Here is a 16,449-nt window from a genome sequence, read left to right on the forward strand (position 1 = left end):
CGTATTCGACGTTGGCGAAGGCACCGACGGGCTTGCCCGCCTCGTCAATGCCGGGTTTGAACTTGCAGGCGCTCAGCGCATCGACCGCGGTGCGGTCGAGCAGGCGGTGCTCGCGGCTCGAGCCCGAGGGGCCGGTGATCTCGGCCTTCGAGACCTTGCCCTCGGCATCGACCGTGAAGCGGATGCGGGTGATGCCGGTGGCCTCGGCCCGCGCGGCGGCGCCGGGGTACTCGGGCTTGGCGCAGCTGCCCACGTCAATTTGCGCCGGGCGGGCCTGCGGCTTGGGCGGCGCGGGCGGGGCCGGCGGCGCGGGCGGCGCTGCGGGCGCGAACACCGGAGCCGGCGGCGGCGCGACGTTGGTGGTGGTGATCGTCGGCGCGTTGGTCGGCTGCGGCGCCACGTTGACCTCGGGCGGCGGCACGAAGGACGGCGGCGGCGGCAGGTTCTTCGGCGGCGGCGGCAGGTTCTCGGGCGGCGGCGGCGGCGGCGGCTTGACCTCCTCGATGATCTTGGTCTCGATCGGGGCCTTGACCACCTCGACGATCTTGCGCGCCAGGCCGTTGACCAGCGCGTAGCCGACCACCACGTGCATCAGCGCCACGACGATCAGACCCACCGGATGTTTGGTGGGGCTGCGCTGCGATTCAGCGAAATCCACTCGGTTCCTCCAGTCACCCCGTGTGGGTGCTGTACTTGTCGTTGAAAAGGGCCTCATGAGCCCCGGTAACTGGCACTATAGCCGTCATCAGGGCGTCGGCGGCACAGGCAATCACCCTATAGAAATGCGCCGGTGACCGCCTTGCATAGCTTAAGCAGGTTGCGTACCTGGGTCTGAGCCGAGTGGTTGCCAGTTTGTCAGTTTGGTGACTGGAGGCAAACTACAGCTTCTTGTCGGTGAATGAAGTAGCAATACTACATCGACTCAACCAGGCCGATCCTCCGGACTTGCCCCAGTACCAGGCGAAGCGCCCGGAAAAAAGCAAAGGGCTGCGACCGGATGGTGCAGCCCTTGCGCTGACCGGGCACCTGGCGGTGATCGGTAGGGGTGTGGTGGCTCAGTGGTGGAGACGAGGAGGATCGAACTCCCGACCTTCGCATTGCGAAAGCCAATGTCACACCAATGATTGCAGGGCCTACAAATCAATCTGTGAATTGATGCCACAATTTTGCCACACTCCAACAGAGCAGGCGAGGCATCGTGGCAGCGATCCGCAAACGAGGGCCGTACCAGTGGGAGGCCCAGATCCGCAGGCGCGGCTACCCCGCGCAGAGCAAGACCTTCAACACCAAGGCCGAGGCCGAGGCCTGGGCCAAGATGATCGAGTCCGAGATGGCTCGGGGCGTCTGGATCAGCCGTGGCGAGGCTGAGGCCACGCTGTTGCACGAGGCGCTGGCTCGCTATGAGGCCGAAGTGGTGCCCCACAAGAAGGGTGCCGTGCAAGAGGCATCGGTGCTCAAAGCATGGTGCGCGCAGCCCCTGGCGAAGCGGCCACTCTCGGCCGTGCGCAGTTCCGACCTGGTCAAGCTGCGCGACGAGTGGCTGAAGACCTACCAACCGGCCACCGTGTTGCGCCGCCTGGCGGTGCTGTCGCACGTGTTCAGCGTGGCGCGCAAGGAATGGGGCATGGAGAGCCTGTCCAACCCCGTCGAGCTGGTGCGCAAGCCCCAGCCCAACAACGGCCGTACGCGGCGTTTGGCGGCCTCTGAAGGCCCCTCGGATGCAGCGGAAGGGGAAGGGCAGCGCCAGGCCAGCGATGGCGAGCTGGAGCGCGTTGTGGCGGCCAGCGGCTCGGCCGTGCTGCCGGCCATCGTCTGGCTGGCCGTGGAGACAGCCATGCGCCGTGGCGAGCTGGCCGAGCTGCGCTGGGAGCACGTCGACCTGGCCAGGCGCGTTGCGCACCTGCCGGCGACGAAAAATGGCAGCTCGCGCGATGTGCCGTTGTCCTCTCGGGCGGTGGCGGTGTTGGCTGAGCTGAAGGCGGCCCGCGAGGCGGAGTCCGAGGATGTCGCAGCCGGGCGAGTGTTTCCTGTCCGCAGTGACGCCATCACGCGGGCGTTCGAGCGCGCGGTGCTGCGCGCTCGGGAGGCCTATGTCGACGAGTGCAAGGCGGCGAAGCGCAAGCCGGAGCCGGCCTTGCTCACGGACCTGCGCTTTCACGATCTTCGGCATGAGGCCACGTCGCGACTGGCCTCGATTTTTCCGATGCATGAGCTGACCAAGATCACCGGGCACAAGGACCCAAGGATGCTGATGCGGTACTACCACCCCAGAGCGGAGGACCTGGCAAAGCGCCTGGCTTAGGCGCCACCGGGAACCATCAAGCGAGCGCCTTCGGTGTTCCCGCTCGCCCTTCGTAAGCGGCCAGGATGAACGGCTTGGCGGCGTCCAGATCTGCCAGTGAGGTTAGCGAAACCGCGACATCCCCTGTGCCCCAGTGCCCCTTCTGTGACACATCCTCGGCGTTGGGCAAGGCCTTCGTCACCGCGGCTGGCTCCAGGTGCAGGTAGAGCAACAGTCGGCCCTTTTGGGGCACCAGCGTGGCGAAGTTCTTCAAGCGCTTGAAAGCGACGTACAGGCGCAGCTCCTTGCGTTGCACGTCATCGCCCAACGATAGGGTGTAGTCCTCCAGTGAGGCCAGCACGGCCAGCAGTGGCGCGGGCAAGGTGGCCAGCGTCTCTGCGTAGGTCTTGTCAGGGCCAACGACCTTCTCCGTACCAGACTCGTTGGCGTCCTTGGCCGGCTTGGCGGCCTTGCCCGCCGCAGTAGGCTTGGGAGCCGAGGCCGAGGTGGCGTTGACCAGCTCGAACAGCAGCAGGTCGGTGCCAAACCGGCGGTAGCGGATCAGCTCAATGTTGCGGTCGATCTGCTGCACCGCGTGGCCGTCATACTTGGTGAAGTCCGCCGCGATGCACACCAGCCGCGGTCCACTCCAGTCGATGGCGTCCGCCGCTGCCGGGCCAAACTTCTCCAGCACCAGCAGCTTGAACTCGGCCTTGTGGTCCATCAGCCAGTCCAGGTAGAACAAGCCCTGGTTGATGACGTTCTCGCCGACTGAGCGCTTGTACTCCAGGATCACCGGGCAGTGGTTCTCGTCCAGCCCCAGGCTGTCGATGCGGCCACCATGGGTCTTGCCGGTCGAATACTCGGTGGCCAGGAAACGGGCTCCCAGCAGCGGCTCCAGGTTGGCCTCAATCAGCGATTGCAAGGGCTTTTCCAGATCGGACGCCTCGCCCTTGAGTTCAGTGGCTTGGCCGTTGGCGAGGCGGAACAGTTGGATGTCGCTCATTGGGTCCTCACTGGATGCGTTTTCGCCTGTCCGCAGCGGTCTTTGCTCCGCTGCCCTTGATGACCGCGTACATTGCCCTTCGCCCATCCGCTTGGCCGGCCTTGATGACGGCTGAGATCAAAGCGTAGCCGCGCTGGTCACAGCCGATCCAGCCTTCGCGCGCCAGATCAACGAACTGGGTATTGTTGAGGTACCTCGGGCAATTGCTGTATCCGATGCGTTTGCCGCCGTTTGCCCCAATGGCTTCCGGTAACTCGAGGAATCTCTTGAGGTGGGAATGGCCGAGAGTTATGCCAGCGACCAACGCATCGTCCCTGGCGTCGGGGCTGGTGGTTTCGCAGAACTTGAAGTAGAAAGTCTCCTCACTCAGCCGCCAGTCTCTCATCGAAGTCGACGCAGGCATGGGTAGGAGTCTTATCGCATTCATCGCGGTGTCCATGGCCTTGATTTGTTTGCTGAGCTGGGGGTCGACTAAGTAAGACCAAGTCTTGCCATGATCGTCACTTTTGGGTTCCATGCATTTGTACTGCAGGAGCAGGTATGATTTGAAGTCTGCCAAGAAAATTAACAGGTCGATGCCGAGTACCGTCTCCAAGGGCTTCTTGTCGTACACGTAAACGCGCACCTCGCGATCACCAGTGCCTTCGAAACGAGCTGCTTTGAAATCATCGAGTTTCAATAGGCCTTTGAAGACTCTCTGGTCTTGCCTGATCAGATCCTGTTCTTGCAAGGGCTCAGCATCCAACAGTTCCAAGGCCGAACTAGCTGCATCTATATGCGAAAGATCTGCCTTCCGCAAAATGGCCTTCCGATTTAGTGATGCAATATCCAGTGCCAAACCGATTGCGTCACGCTGCTCGGTCAGACGACGAATTTTCTTGTCATTCCCAGCCAGATGGCGCTGCTTTTCTCGCATTGCAACCAAGGCATCAATTCGTTTGGCCAATGCGGGGCGAACCCGCTTGATCGCTTCCAGTACCAGCGGCCACTCAATAGATGGGATTCGCTTGAACCTCTCAGCAGTGCAGAGCCGATCCACAGCAGGAAATTCATCTGCAATCTCTCCTGGTTTGATTGGGTCTTCGATGATCACCGGAGACCACATGCGCATTTTCAGCGTGCCAGTGCCGCCACTACCGTGCATCCGATCCATCAACACCAGGGCGCCTATGGTGAACTCCCCGGGTTCTAGTGAGAGTAGAGCGACTTCTCGTCGCTCGAATTTCCAGTCCATCGCTGAAAAGGACTCAGAAGCTTCGCCAGGGTTGTGGAGGCGTTCAGCGACCTTTTCCGTTCGCGCGGGCTCGAAGGCAAGGAAGTAACCAGAATAGCTAGTCCGTGATGCGTTGGGGTTACGTGCCATGCCTTCCTCCTGGGAGCTATTGGTCTGCCTTGACAATGTCTTCGGGTTGAGCGCAGAACGCGCCCGCGCCCATGGCAAACATCTTTGATCTGGCTGCCCGTGCGTAGGGTGCGCTGGGAACCGTGGCCTCGCGCATTTGCTCCTGGAGCCTGTCTACAGCTGCCATGTCTGCCGCATTGCCGACGATATCCATGAGGTTCTTGTAATGGTTCTCTACGTCGCGCATCACCCGCTTGCGGGCGGTGATCAGGTTGCCCAGATTGAGACCATAGAGCTCGATGGATCTGGCAACGCGAAGCTGCTTAGGTGCACCAAGGCAGGTTCTGCTGGCGACGGCTCGGCCATCGTCAGGGTCGATGTCAATGAGTGCCACATCACCCCTCACCGTTGGGTCGAGCAGCACTGGCCTCTCTTGGTCGACACATCTGTCAACCCACGACGCGCACGGGCTGCCGTCCAACAACGGAAACCAGCTGCCCTTGCCTACCGTTTCTTCGGTGGCTTCGTCAGTGCTCAGCCTGTTTGACCTGCCCGCCGCGTACCGAAAGTTCGCGACTGAGAAGGCCAACCACGGGTAGCCATCGTCCTCTTTGGCATCGGCTCGCTTGGCCGCCTTCTTCGGCCGAAAGTGATCCACGTCAAAGAACGACTGTGGGTCATTGCTCTCCGAGTACCAGCATTTTCCGTAGGACATCTTGGCCAGGTACCGAGCAAACGCACGCCAGACGTGAGCCTTCTTCTCGATGAACGCCTTTCTCTCGGCCTCTGGCTTGGCCTCCAACGCAGCCTGTGCTCTTGCCGCAACGTCAAGCACCTTCTGCGGGATCATGGTCGGGTCGCACCTCACATAGATCAAGGCTTGGCCCCTTCCTCGGTCAGCTTCCTGATCAACAGTTTCATCCCGGCTTGTCGCCGCTGAAGCTCGTCTGGCGTCAACGGTGGTCGGTCTGCATACCGGACGTCATGCCATGCGCGCAAGAAGTCCTGGTACAGGGGTTCGCGGTCTTCGTAGAGGAAGCCGAGTCGTGCGAGATCGTCATTGAGTTGAATCAGGCGGCGCTCGTCGGCGTCAGTCCTCGTCGGGCTCTGTGCTAACAAGTTGCGGTCATCTATCAAGCGCTGGGTCTCGACGTCCAAGCTCGTTGGCATGCCGAATATCTCGGTGAGCGTGGCCGTAAAGCCCATGCCCTTCGGGTCTGCATACGGAGCGCCGGCCGTCACTCGCCCGTCCGCTTCCTGCGTGATCACCCGCACCTCATTGCGCGTCAGTGCTGAGATTGTCAGCGGGTTGTGGGAGGTCAGCACGATGTGGCAGTTGTCGGCGTCAGCGGCGATACCCGTCCAGTCCTGGATCAGCTTCAGGTAGCTGTGTTGCCAGTGCGGGTTGAGGTGGGTATCCGGCTCGTCGAGCAGGAAAAGCGCGCGTTGGCCGCTGGAGACACGGATCAGGCCCAGCACCATCAGCAGTTGGCGTTCGCCGTCGGAAAGATCGGCAAAGCCCACATCACCCGAAGCATCGTTGCTGCGAAGCACCCACACCAGCATGTCGCGGATGAGGTCCGAGATGTCCATGGCCTCCAGCGCATAGAACAGCTCTCGCTCGCTCTTGAAGTTCTTTGCGAATGCCTTCAGCGCGTCAGGCGAGCGCAGGTAGGCGGCGTATTGCGACTCGCTCTGCTGCTTGTCGCGGTAGTCGTCGATCGCGTTGCCCTGCAGGGCGAACGGGTAGAAGGCGGCGGCCTTGAACGCGTGGGCCGTGCGGCCTGCGGGGCCGGCGGCGCCCCACAGGTTCTCGGGCGAGCGGTCCACCCCCTTGCTCTTGCTCTTGGCAAACCAGGGCTGACGCAAGTGTGCCAGCAGCGAGTGAAAACCTTGGATGCCCAGCCGCTCGCCTAGCTCCCGCGTGACCCGTTCATCAGGGAAGGCGAACAACGAGATCAACGCCAGCACGCCATGAATCGGCCGGCAATAGAACAGCCGCCGCTCGCTTTGCGCGGCGGTGCACAGCGCGGGGTCGTCTTCCAGCTTGATGGCATCGTAGTAGCGCCGCTGGTGCGCGTCGAACAGCGACTCCAGGCGACGGCTGCCGCCCGAGTAGTAGCCAAACACGAGATCGGGGAACCAGTGGGCTTTGTTGCGCTCGAACTCGGCGCGCGTCACCGCTGTGCCCTCCACCGCCAGCTCGGGCTCGCCAGGGCGGTTGCTCAGCGTGATATGCACAGGCTGGTTGACCAGGCTGTGTCTGTCCTGAGGGTTGATGCGGTAGTCCACCCTGTAACGGAACGGCGGTGCTTGGCGGCGCATGTCCACCCACCGAAATACATGCACCAGCGCCTCGATCAGGTTGGACTTGCCCGCCCCGTTCTGGCCGATCAGAACCGTGGTGAGCTGGCGTTCATCAAAGTCCAGCGCCAAACCCTTTAGGTTCTTGAAGCCGTCGATGTAGACCCGATCAAGCCTCATGGTGGGCAGGCTCCATCAGTGGGTCCAAGTCCTTCACATGGCCTTCGGCGATCTCCCAGGTGAGCTGCTTGTAGAAGTCGGCGACCGGCAGTTCGGAGGCCTCATACAAGGTCTTGGCGTCCACTGGTCGGCCCAGGCGGCGCAGGTGACCGGCGAGGTAAGGCAGGCCTTTTACGTCTTCGTCTTGGCGGCTTTTGGTGGGCATGGCTGTGCTTGAGGATGACTTGGACGGCAGAGTGCGCGCGGCGCGCGGGGCGCGGGCTTTGCGCGCTTTGGGTTCCGCATTTGCCTGATTGCGGGCTGTAGTGAGGCGAGCAAGCAGGGCGCTGGCTGGCTCGTCATTGGCATCTTGCGGTAGCAAGTCACCGCGGAAGGCCTTCTGCAGGACCTGCGGAAGCAACCGCTGCGCACGGGCTCTTGAACCGTACCAGCGCGCTTCGATATGCTCTGCCAAGAAGAAGAGCTCATCAACTCGGCGCACAATCTCATTCTGCTCAGTCAAAGACGGCAGGGGAATTTGAAGTGCACGTACATCGCCGATGTTGATTCCGCGGACGGCGACGCCACGCACAGCATTCGCCATACGTCGCTGCGCGTCGGGAGACAGCAACGCGTAGTAGACAAATCGAGCATTGAGGCGCGGGTTAATCGAGAGTCGTGCCGTGTCCTGCGTGATATTTGCGCCCTCAAGTGAAGGCGGAATCACAATCAGCCGGCCAACGCTGCCGCGGATGGATAACAGCAGGTCGCCTCCTATCAATCTGGCGCGTTTGAACTGAAGGTCGATCGCCGGACTTGTACGTTTAATGGATTGCAGGTTCAGCTTGTTCCCGGGGAAATCCGCGACACGGATGTATGGAACCCCTTCGTCCAGTTCAGGTCCGGGTTTCAGAATGCCGTAGGTAATCGGTCGACCAGGGAGGCAGCAGTCACGCAGGGTGCTGATCTCCCAGCCACCTGGAAGTCGGGCAGAAGTGAGATCGTGGGCTTCTTGAGTTGGCTCAGATGCATTGCCGCGCTCATGCCCTCCGGCGGCCATGTGATCTGCATTCATCGCATGGACCAGCTCTGTTGTCGGTGGCAACGAATCCTGTTCGTTCCGCCAGTCTTCGGTAAGACTACCGAAAGTCGCGGCGTCGAGCACCGCCTGCCGAAACCGCCTGAGCAGCCCCGGGATGGCATCGAGGTGATCGTTGCAGGCCTTGATGCGGGCCATCAAGGTATCGAGATGGTCGGCGATGCGGGTTTGCTCAGCAACCGGCGCAACAGGGACCGGATACACGGCCACTCGTTTGGGCTGCGCCCGCGTGAGTGAGCCACCAACACCAGCTACTTCACTGCACAACAGATCTCTAAAGGCCAGGCTCTTGAAGTAGTAGTTCGCGAACGCTGGCTGTACTGCTTCCGACCGAAATCCGATCCACTCCGACGACGCTATTTGCGGCTTGTCCGTCTTCGGCCCAACGGTCCAAACGCGATTGATGCGAGGGTTGATCTTGCAGATCAAAACGTCGCAGGGTGCGACGGTCTGCTTCGTTGAACCAATAGCGCTCCCGAGTGTTAGCTCTGGCCGTCCACTAGGGAAACTGGGAACGCTGTACAGCTCAAAGACTTGGTCAGGCCGTGCAGACGGGTCAACGGAGCTGCTTGAGAACTGATTGAGTTCGCCAAAGGGCCGTACTGTCCAGCTATCTGGTAATTCACTCATCTGCATCCCCCTCCAACAACACCCCCCGCCTCGCTATCGTCTCCCTCGCCTCCACCAGCGCCTGATGCAGCCGCTGCTCGAGATCCGCCTTGGGCGGCAGCTCGGTCCAATACTCAGCCACGGTGATGCCGTCCTTGTGCATCTGCAGCAGCTCCACTTGCTCGCGGCTGGATTCGGCGCAGAGGATCAGGCCGATTGGCGCCTCTTCACCGGGCTGGCGCTCGTGCTTGTCCAGCCATTTCAGGTAAAGCTCCATCTGGCCCTTGTGCGCGGCCTTGAAGCGGCCGAGCTTGAGCTCGATGGCCACCAGGCGACGCAGGCGGCGGTGGAAGAAGAGCAGATCCAGGTAAAAGTCATCGCCATCGATGACCATGCGTTTTTGCCGCTCCACAAAGGCAAAGCCGCGGCCCAGCTCTAGGATGAAGGCCTCCAGTTGGCGCAGGATGGCGGCTTCGAGGTCGGCCTCGTCATAGCCTTGGCGCAGGCCCAGGAAGTCCAGGAAGTAAGGGTCCTTGAAGACTTGGGCCGGTGGCGTGAGGGTGAGCGCACTCGCGTTGGCACCGTTACCCGTGCTGGCCGTGGTCAGCGGTGCCGCGCCCAGCTGGGCGCTGGCAATCTGGCTGCGCTCGAAGGCCTTGCGGTCGATCTGGCGGCGTAGCTCGCGCACGCTCCAGGCTTGCTCGGAGCACTGCGCGGCGTAGAACTGCCGGGCGGCGGCGCTCTTGAGGGGCAGCAGGCCCAGGATGTGGCTCCAGCTCAATTGTCGTGACAGCGTCGCGACAATCTCGACGGCGGGGAAGGCCTGGGCAAACTGGCGCATGCGCTGCAGGTTCTTGGCCTCAAAGCCGCGGCCGAACTCGCTGGCCAGCTGCGTGCCCAACTCGTTGATGAGGCGCGCGCCGTAAGCGGCACGCTCGCCTTGCAAGAGCTCGGTGTGGATGCGCTGGCCCACGGTCCAGTACAGGCGGGTGAGCTCGGCGTTCACCGCGCCGGCCAGGCGCTGGCGGCTGGTGGCGATCAGCGTGCGCAACTCGGCGTGGAGGTCTACCGCCAGCAGCGCGCCGCCATTCGGCAGAGTGGGCTCTGGCTGGCTCACGCGCCGGCCCCTTCTCGGGTATCGACATCGCCGGCCTCGTCGGGCAGCAGTTCGTCCAGTTCCACGTCGGGGTCTTCGCCCAGGGCTTCCACCAGGGCGCGCAGCTCCAGCAGGGCAGCGTTCATCTCGCGCATGGCCAGGCGGGCCAGCAAGGCGGGGTCTTCGCGCTGTTGTTGGTCGGCGTCGCCGCCATCGTCCTTGAGCCAGGCCAGGTCCAGGTTGTCGCCTCGATCGGCGATCTGCTGCCGGGTGAACTTGCGCCAGCGGCCGGTGTCGCCCGTGTCCACACGTTGGGCAAGGGCGGCAGGGCCGCCCTTGGGGTCTGGGCCGAAGACGTCTTCGAACTTGTCGCGCGGCACATCGGCGGGCGCGTCAGCGGGCGTGCGGAAGTAGTCGCGGGTGAATGGGGTGCGCTTGCCAAACTGCGGCATGTTGGCGCGCATGTCGTAGACCCACACTTCCTTGGTGTTGCTCTTGTCGCTGTCTTTGCCCCTTCCTTCGCCCTTGGCGAAGAACAGCACGTTGGTCTTCACGCCCTGGGCGTAGAAGATGCCGGTGGGCAGGCGCAGGATGGTATGGAGGTTGCACTTGTCCATCAGGTCGCGGCGGATGCTGGTGCCCACGTTGCTTTCGAAAAGCACGTTGTCGGGCAGCACCACGGCGGCACGGCCGCCGGGCGCCAGGTTGCGGTAGATGTGCTGTAGAAAGGCGAACTGCTTGTTGCTGGTCTCGTAGGTGAGGTCTTTGCGGGTGGGCAGGCCGCCGCCCTTCTTCGTGCCGAAGGGTGGGTTTGACAGGATGAGGGTGGCAGGTGGCAGCTGTGTGCCTTCGTCGCCCAGGGTGTCGCCATAGGCCACGCCGCCTTCAATGCCATGCAGCAGCATGTTCATCAGCGCCAGGCGGTGGGTGTCTTGCACCAGCTCCATGCAGTAGAAAGTGGCGTGCCGATAGCGGCGTTGCGCAGCTTCGTCCAGGCTGTCGAAATTGTTGTGGGCGCGCAGGTAGTTGTTGGCCGCAATGGGGAAGCCACAGGTGCCAGCTGCTGGGTCCTGGATCACGTCGCTGAGCTGTGGCTTCATCACGGCCACGATGCTGTCGATGAGGTGGCGCGGGGTGAAGTACTGACCGGCACCGCTCTTCTTCTCAGTGGCGTTGCGTTCCAGCAGGTTCTCGTACAGGTCGCCCAAGTCATCGCGCTGCACGCTGTACCAGTCCAGCGCGTCAATCTCCGTCACCAGCTTGCTGAGGGTGGCAGGTTTGGTGATGAAGGTGTTGGCGTTGGCGTAGATCGCTTGCACGGCGCCGTGGCCGTGCAAACCGTAGCTCAGCAGCATCTCTTTGTAGGTGTCCAACCGTTCTGGCGCCGAGGCGCTGAGCAGGTCGTCCCAGCGGGTACCGGGTTGCTCCACAGCGGGCTCGGATTTCCTGGGGCGGATCCACACCTTGAGCCGGTCTTCCTGGCCGGTCTCCTTCATCATCTTCAGGAAGAGCAGGTAGGTCAGCTCGCTGAGGTACTGGTGGTAGGTGACGCCGTCGTCACGCAACACATGGCACAGCGACCAGAGTTTGGCGCCAATGTCTTGGGCGGCCTGGGGGGAGGTGGACATCAGAAAACAGGATCAGGCGCTTTGAGCAGGTGGTGCCCAGAGCGCATCATTGAAGGCGTCCAGCACCGGTTGGAGCTGGCCATTGAACACTTTATCCAAACGAGCGAACCCGCCGCCCTCTCGCTTGAAGAGCAGGTCTGGGTCGTCCAAGGCTTCGCGGTCAACAAGGCCGTTGGCCTTGGTCTGCGCGGCGATGCGCTTGAGCCAGTCGCGCTGCGGCGTGGTCCAAGGCTTGCCGCCAGGCGGCTGGGCCAGCAGGGTTTGCAGGGCATGATCGACCCGCTCACTGTAGGGCAGCAGGGCGTCGCCCAAGGCGGCTTGGCGAATGTAGCCGACGATGTGGGCGGCAATGTCCTGGTTGCTCAGTTCGCGCCAGGCGGTGGCCAAGCGGGCTTCGCTGAAGCCTGCTTTGTCCAGCGCCAAGGCCAGCTCTTTCAGCTGCTTGCGGGTGAGGTCGCGCGGCTTGGTCAGCACGGCCATCAGGGCAGGCAGCTCGTTGCTGTGGCTGTTAATGAAGGCCTTGAACTCGTCCAGGTAGTCCTGGGGCTTGCTGGCCTTGCCGTATCCACGGTCTGCACGCAGAAACTCGTCGGGGTGGTCGGAGACATACATGGGCTGGCCAGCGGCCGCTGACTTGCGATCCAGGATCTCGGCCAACCCGGGGTTCTGGGTGAACCAGCTGGCCACCTCGGACAGGCTCAAGGCCTTCAGCTGCTTGATGAAGGCATCCGGCGGCATGCCAGCCTGAGTTTCAAAGTCTTGGGCCGCCTGGCCTTTCAGGTGGCGCTTCTTGACCTGCAGCTTGGCCAGGAATTGCTCGCGCACCAGCTCGCGCGCGGCATCGTTGTCGACCTGGGTGAGTTCTTGTGCCAGCTGCGCGAAGCTCAATTTTGGGTTGACCACCACGGGCTTCATGTCGGTCATGTCGCCAATGGCCTCGAAGATGCGCACGGCGTCGAACACGCGGAAGCTGTCCTTGGCCTCGCCGTTGAAGCTGCACAGGCGGGTGGCACGGCCGAGCATCTGATCGAACAGGATGCGGCTGTTCACCTGGCGCAGGAACACCAGGTTGCAGATCTCAGGCACATCCACCCCGGTGGTGAGCAGGTCCACCGTCACGGCCACATTGGGCAGGCGTTCGTTCTTGAAGCGGCGGATCAGCTCCAATGGCTTGTCGGCGTTGCCGGTGATCTTGATGACGGCGTCGTCTTCCACGCTGCCGTACTGGGCCTCTAGCGCCTCCTTGAGCACGTCGACCACCAGGTCGGCGTGGTCGCTGCTGACGCAGAAGATCAGGGTCTTGCGACGGCCGCTGGGGTCGATTTCTTGAGCCAGGTACCCGCAGATGGCCTCGTTGAAAGGGCGGGTGATCACCTTGCGGTTGAAGTCTTCAACCTGCAGCTTGATTTCGTCAGGCGCCTTGAACAGCTCGATCTGGCTGCGTTGCGCGTTGTAGACCTTGACCTCTTCGCCCACCTTCCAGGTCATGCCGTTTTCGGTCAGCTGGGTCTTGATCTGGATGGGGGGCTCGTAGTCGACCAGGAAACCGTCGATCACCGCCTCACGGTAGCTGTAGTTGAAGACGGGCGGGCCAAAGATCTCGCTGGTGTGCAGGGCGGGGGTGGCGGTCAGACCGATCTTGACGGCGTCGAAATAGTCCAGCACGCGCCGGTACTTGGAGATGTAGTCGTCAAAGCCACGGAAGCTCAGTTCCGTGTCGGACATCTCTCGGTCCAAGGTGTAGCCGCGGTGGCATTCGTCGACCACGATGCAGTCGTACTGGTCGACAGTGGGCGGCGCTACGCCCTCAGCGGGCAGCAGCAGCCGGCGCATCATTCCTTGCACGGTGGCGATGTGGACGGCGGTGTCCGCCTCCGGGCTTTGGGCGTCCAGCTCCTTGATGCCGAAGGTCTCGGCAAAGGTCCGCAGGCGCTCCATGCGGGTGTCTTTGAAGGCGTTGGCTGCTTGTTCGCCCAGGGCGGACCGGTCCACCAGAAACAGGATGCGGCGGTATCGCTGCGCCTTGAGTAGCCGGTAGATGAGGGCAATGCAGGTCTTGGTCTTGCCGGTGCCAGTGGCCATCGCCAACAGGATGTCGCGCTGGCCCGCCGCGATGCATTCCTCGGTCTTGCGGATGGCTGCCTGCTGGTAGGGCCGCAAAGGGAAGCCGTAGTTGAACGGCGTGCCGCTCAGCTCGGCGTCGGCTTTGGCCTCATCGCGGCGGAGCAGGGCGGTCAGGCCCTCTGGGCTGTACCAACCATCAAGCGCCTGGCTGCGGTTGGCGGGGCGCCGAAGGTCGCAAAACCAGATGCCGCTCTTGGTGGCCAGCTGCCGCAGGTACGGCCGGCCATTGGTTGCAAAAACGAAGGGGATGCGGAACTGACCCTGGTCGCCCCAGTTCTGCGGGTGGAGCGACGTGTTCTCGCTGGGTGAGAACGTCCGGCTGTAGCGCTTGGCCTGCTGGATGTCGGCGGAAACGTCCTTGGTTTCGCGCTTGGCCTCCACCACCGCCATGGGCACCAGGCCTTGGAACAGCACGTAGTCAGCCGAATAGCCTTCACAGGGCCATTCCGCGATGGCGATGTTTCGGCCTCGCTCCGGGCGGGTGCCCTGGCTGTATCGCAGCACTTGCGAATCCGCCTCCCAGCCCGCTTGGCGTAGTTGCTGGTCGATGATCCGGCGGGTTTCGGCTTCGTCCAGCTGAACCAGGCTGGCGGCCTGGTTCGCAGATGCGACAAACTTGCTGAAGTCGGCTTGGGGCGCTGCCGTGGCCTGGGCTTGCAGGCTGGCCAGTTGCTCGGCCAGCTTTGCCTTGTCCTGCTCGGTCTCGGTGGCGATTTGCTCCCAGAGCTGGCGTTCCTCGCTGACAGCCGAGAGTTGACTTCTTGCAGCCTTCAGCGCGTCCGACACCTTCTCGCCATTGGCCATGTGGTCGGCAACGGCTTGGCGCAGCGACGCCAACTCGCGCTTCAGGTCTGCGGATTCGTCTGCGGGCGGTGAAGGCGGGATGAACGGGCCAGAGCGATAGTCGGCTGCCTTAAAGGTACGGTGGAACCACAGGCTGAGTTGCCAGGACAGCTTGAGCGTGGCCAGCGCCTTGGCATGGTCCCCCTCCAGCGCGTGGCTGGCGGCATTGCCGGTGACCCGAATCTGGTCGAACAACTGCCTGACCTCGCGCGGCAACAGGCCCTCGCCTTGCAGGCGGCGGATCAGGTCGTACTGGCTCTCTTCCTGAGAGACGTAGAGGCCACCACGAGCAGCGAGCGACTGGGCCAGCAATTCAGCGTGCTGCCGCAGCTTGAGCAAGCTGGTGTTGGGGTCTTCGGAGAAATAGCGCTCTGCCAGCGCCCCCAGGCGCCAAAGCTGCGGCTCGTACGCGCGCAGCATGTCGAAATTCGAGCGTATCGCTTCTGGCATTCCGGCTCTCTCCCCTACACCCCAGCCGGATCGTACGTCAGCCAGGTGGTGGGGGACGGACTCAGAAGCTCTCCGAGGAGAACGGAATCGAAGGCCGTGCGGTTAACGCGGGCTGGCGGCAGTCCGCTCGGATCTTGGCGGCGCCATGCCTGCTGACGAGGCTGCCGCCGATTTTCGCGGACGCGAAAATGTGCCGTGGCTGGCTGAAGCCGGGTTCAAGGTGCGCCGCGTTCCCGATTTTCGCGCCCGCGAAAATCAGCCGACCTGCGCCCCAGCGAGGGGATGCGCCTACGGCCTGCGCTGAAGAACTCCCGCGCGCTTTCTCAGGCCGCCTGCCGCCAGGCGCGCACCTGAGCCCCGTATTCCTCTCGTATGCGCGCAATCTCGGCTTCGTCCGTCAGCCGCAGCGCTCGCCGCTCGGTCTGCAGGCGGGCTAAGTCAGCTTCCAGCTCGGCGGCCCGCTCTGGGGCTGGCGAGCTGGTGTGCAGCTCGCTGATGCGAATGGCGATCAGGTGGCCAATGCACTCCCGTGCAGCCTCAAAGGCGATGGCTTGTTCCTGGGTCCATGGCATGGCGGTGTCTCAGTGCGGTTGGGCGTCGATGACCCGTAGTGTGCCTTCGGCCGCGAGCACGCGCAGTGCGCGCGGGGTGTGGAGTCGTTCGCCGTTGACCAGAGCGGCCAGCTTGGGCACAGCATCGATCACGGTCGGCTGGGTTGCCCATGCCGGGCGGTCGGCCAGGCGGAAGGTGAAGTTGACCAGGAACTCGCCGGGCTTGGCTGTCTTGGTGATGGCCTGGATCTGGTCGGCCTGCATGGTGCCCGCGCAAAGCCGGCCCTCTTGTTGGCGGGTGACGGCCAAGCCCACCGACTTGCCAGTCTGTTCGGCGAACCACTGCTCTGCACCGCTGGCGACGGCGAAGGTCTTGCCGCTGCCTTCGGCTTTGGACTGAAGGACGCCCGCACCTTCCAGCGCCACGAACTGCCGCCCCACGCCGTGGGTCAACTCCATGGCGTTCAGCACGGCGGGGAACTGCTTGCCCAGACCGAAGCACGCGGCGCCACTGGCGGCCAGGTATTGGTCTATCGCCGAGCGGAAGTCGGCTTCGCTGGGTGCCCGGTCACTGCAGGCCGAGAGCAGGGCGATGGAAATGGCGAGTGCGATCTTTGATTTCATGAGAATCCCTTTTGAGGGGTGGATTCTCCGGCGGGTCTCGGTGATTCGCAATTGCGAAATAGCGTGTTTTGCAGATGCAAAATAGGGCGTCTTGCAGAATTATTGTGACGGGTTGATACCGGGCTGGTTGCCTCAGATCGTGTCGCCGGATTCCTGGCTGTACTCGGCCGCGCTAGCAATTTCGGATAGCCGCTGAACCGCCTATCCTGCCCTCGGATTCATTTTGCTAGCAAACGGCGGCGCCAACGCCTATCCTGCCCTAGATACTTCATCTCCCAGCGGCCCATGTTCATGCAGTCAAGCTCGATCACGGTCTGCACACGTGATGAATAC

At 62.8% G+C, this 16,449-nt stretch carries 13 protein-coding genes; 2 read left to right on the forward strand and 11 right to left on the reverse strand.

What is annotated here, in order from left to right:
* On the reverse strand, positions 1-658 hold a 658-nt coding region (locus KAK06_RS21980; protein ID WP_310741139.1), incomplete at its 3' end, for an energy transducer TonB.
* Positions 659-1,198: 540 nt separating this feature from the next.
* Between KAK06_RS21980 and KAK06_RS21985 the strand changes: the two genes are divergently transcribed.
* Positions 1,199-2,302 (forward strand): integrase, encoded by a 1,104-nt coding sequence (locus tag KAK06_RS21985; protein ID WP_210804315.1) that lies wholly within the window; start codon positions 1,199-1,201, stop codon positions 2,300-2,302.
* Positions 2,303-2,318: 16 nt separating this feature from the next.
* Here the strand turns inward: KAK06_RS21985 and KAK06_RS21990 are convergent, their stop codons facing one another.
* The 8 genes from KAK06_RS21990 to hsdR form a co-directional block, all read right to left on the reverse strand.
* Entirely contained in the window at positions 2,319-3,287 is a 969-nt protein-coding gene (locus KAK06_RS21990; RefSeq protein ID WP_210804316.1) for a DUF5655 domain-containing protein, read from the reverse strand.
* Between the two features lie 7 nt (positions 3,288-3,294).
* Positions 3,295-4,650, reverse strand: coding sequence for a hypothetical protein (locus KAK06_RS21995; protein ID WP_210804317.1), 1,356 nt, complete (start codon positions 4,648-4,650; stop codon positions 3,295-3,297).
* 16 nt (positions 4,651-4,666) lie between these two features.
* Positions 4,667-5,479, reverse strand: a complete 813-nt coding sequence (locus KAK06_RS22000; protein ID WP_210804318.1) for a hypothetical protein — start codon at positions 5,477-5,479, stop codon at positions 4,667-4,669.
* A gap of 23 nt (positions 5,480-5,502) precedes the next feature.
* Positions 5,503-7,113 carry an AAA family ATPase gene (locus tag KAK06_RS22005; RefSeq protein ID WP_210804319.1) on the reverse strand — a complete coding sequence of 537 codons (1,611 nt, stop codon included), beginning with the start codon at positions 7,111-7,113 and terminating at the stop codon, positions 5,503-5,505.
* Positions 7,103-8,620 (reverse strand): restriction endonuclease subunit S, encoded by a 1,518-nt coding sequence (locus tag KAK06_RS22010; protein WP_210804320.1) that lies wholly within the window; start codon positions 8,618-8,620, stop codon positions 7,103-7,105. Before KAK06_RS22010 ends, KAK06_RS22005 begins: the two co-directional genes overlap by 11 nt.
* A gap of 193 nt (positions 8,621-8,813) precedes the next feature.
* Complete coding sequence (locus KAK06_RS22015; protein ID WP_375140909.1) at positions 8,814-9,917, reverse strand: PDDEXK nuclease domain-containing protein; 1,104 nt, start codon at positions 9,915-9,917, stop codon at positions 8,814-8,816.
* Positions 9,914-11,524, reverse strand: coding sequence for a class I SAM-dependent DNA methyltransferase (locus KAK06_RS22020; protein ID WP_210804321.1), 1,611 nt, complete (start codon positions 11,522-11,524; stop codon positions 9,914-9,916). The genes KAK06_RS22015 and KAK06_RS22020 overlap by 4 nt, the downstream gene beginning before the upstream one ends.
* A gap of 12 nt (positions 11,525-11,536) precedes the next feature.
* Positions 11,537-14,941: a type I restriction-modification system endonuclease gene (hsdR, locus tag KAK06_RS22025; RefSeq protein ID WP_210804322.1), complete on the reverse strand. Its 3,405-nt coding sequence runs from the start codon at positions 14,939-14,941 to the stop codon at positions 11,537-11,539.
* Between the two features lie 145 nt (positions 14,942-15,086).
* Here hsdR and KAK06_RS22030 point away from each other — a divergent pair, with 145 nt between their 5' ends.
* Complete coding sequence (locus KAK06_RS22030) at positions 15,087-15,245, forward strand: hypothetical protein (RefSeq protein WP_210804323.1); 159 nt, start codon at positions 15,087-15,089, stop codon at positions 15,243-15,245.
* Positions 15,246-15,264: 19 nt separating this feature from the next.
* Here KAK06_RS22030 and KAK06_RS22035 read toward each other — a convergent pair whose 3' ends face one another.
* Both KAK06_RS22035 and KAK06_RS22040 read right to left on the reverse strand, forming a co-directional pair.
* Entirely contained in the window at positions 15,265-15,513 is a 249-nt protein-coding gene (locus KAK06_RS22035; protein WP_210804324.1) for a hypothetical protein, read from the reverse strand.
* A 9-nt stretch (positions 15,514-15,522) separates the two neighbouring features.
* Positions 15,523-16,116 (reverse strand): SEN1982 family lipoprotein, encoded by a 594-nt coding sequence (locus KAK06_RS22040; protein WP_210804325.1) that lies wholly within the window; start codon positions 16,114-16,116, stop codon positions 15,523-15,525.
* Between the last annotated feature and the right edge of the window lie 333 nt (positions 16,117-16,449).

This window comes from Ideonella aquatica, assembly GCF_018069755.1.
In the GTDB taxonomy this organism is placed as follows: Bacteria; Pseudomonadota; Gammaproteobacteria; order Burkholderiales; family Burkholderiaceae_C; genus Ideonella; species Ideonella aquatica.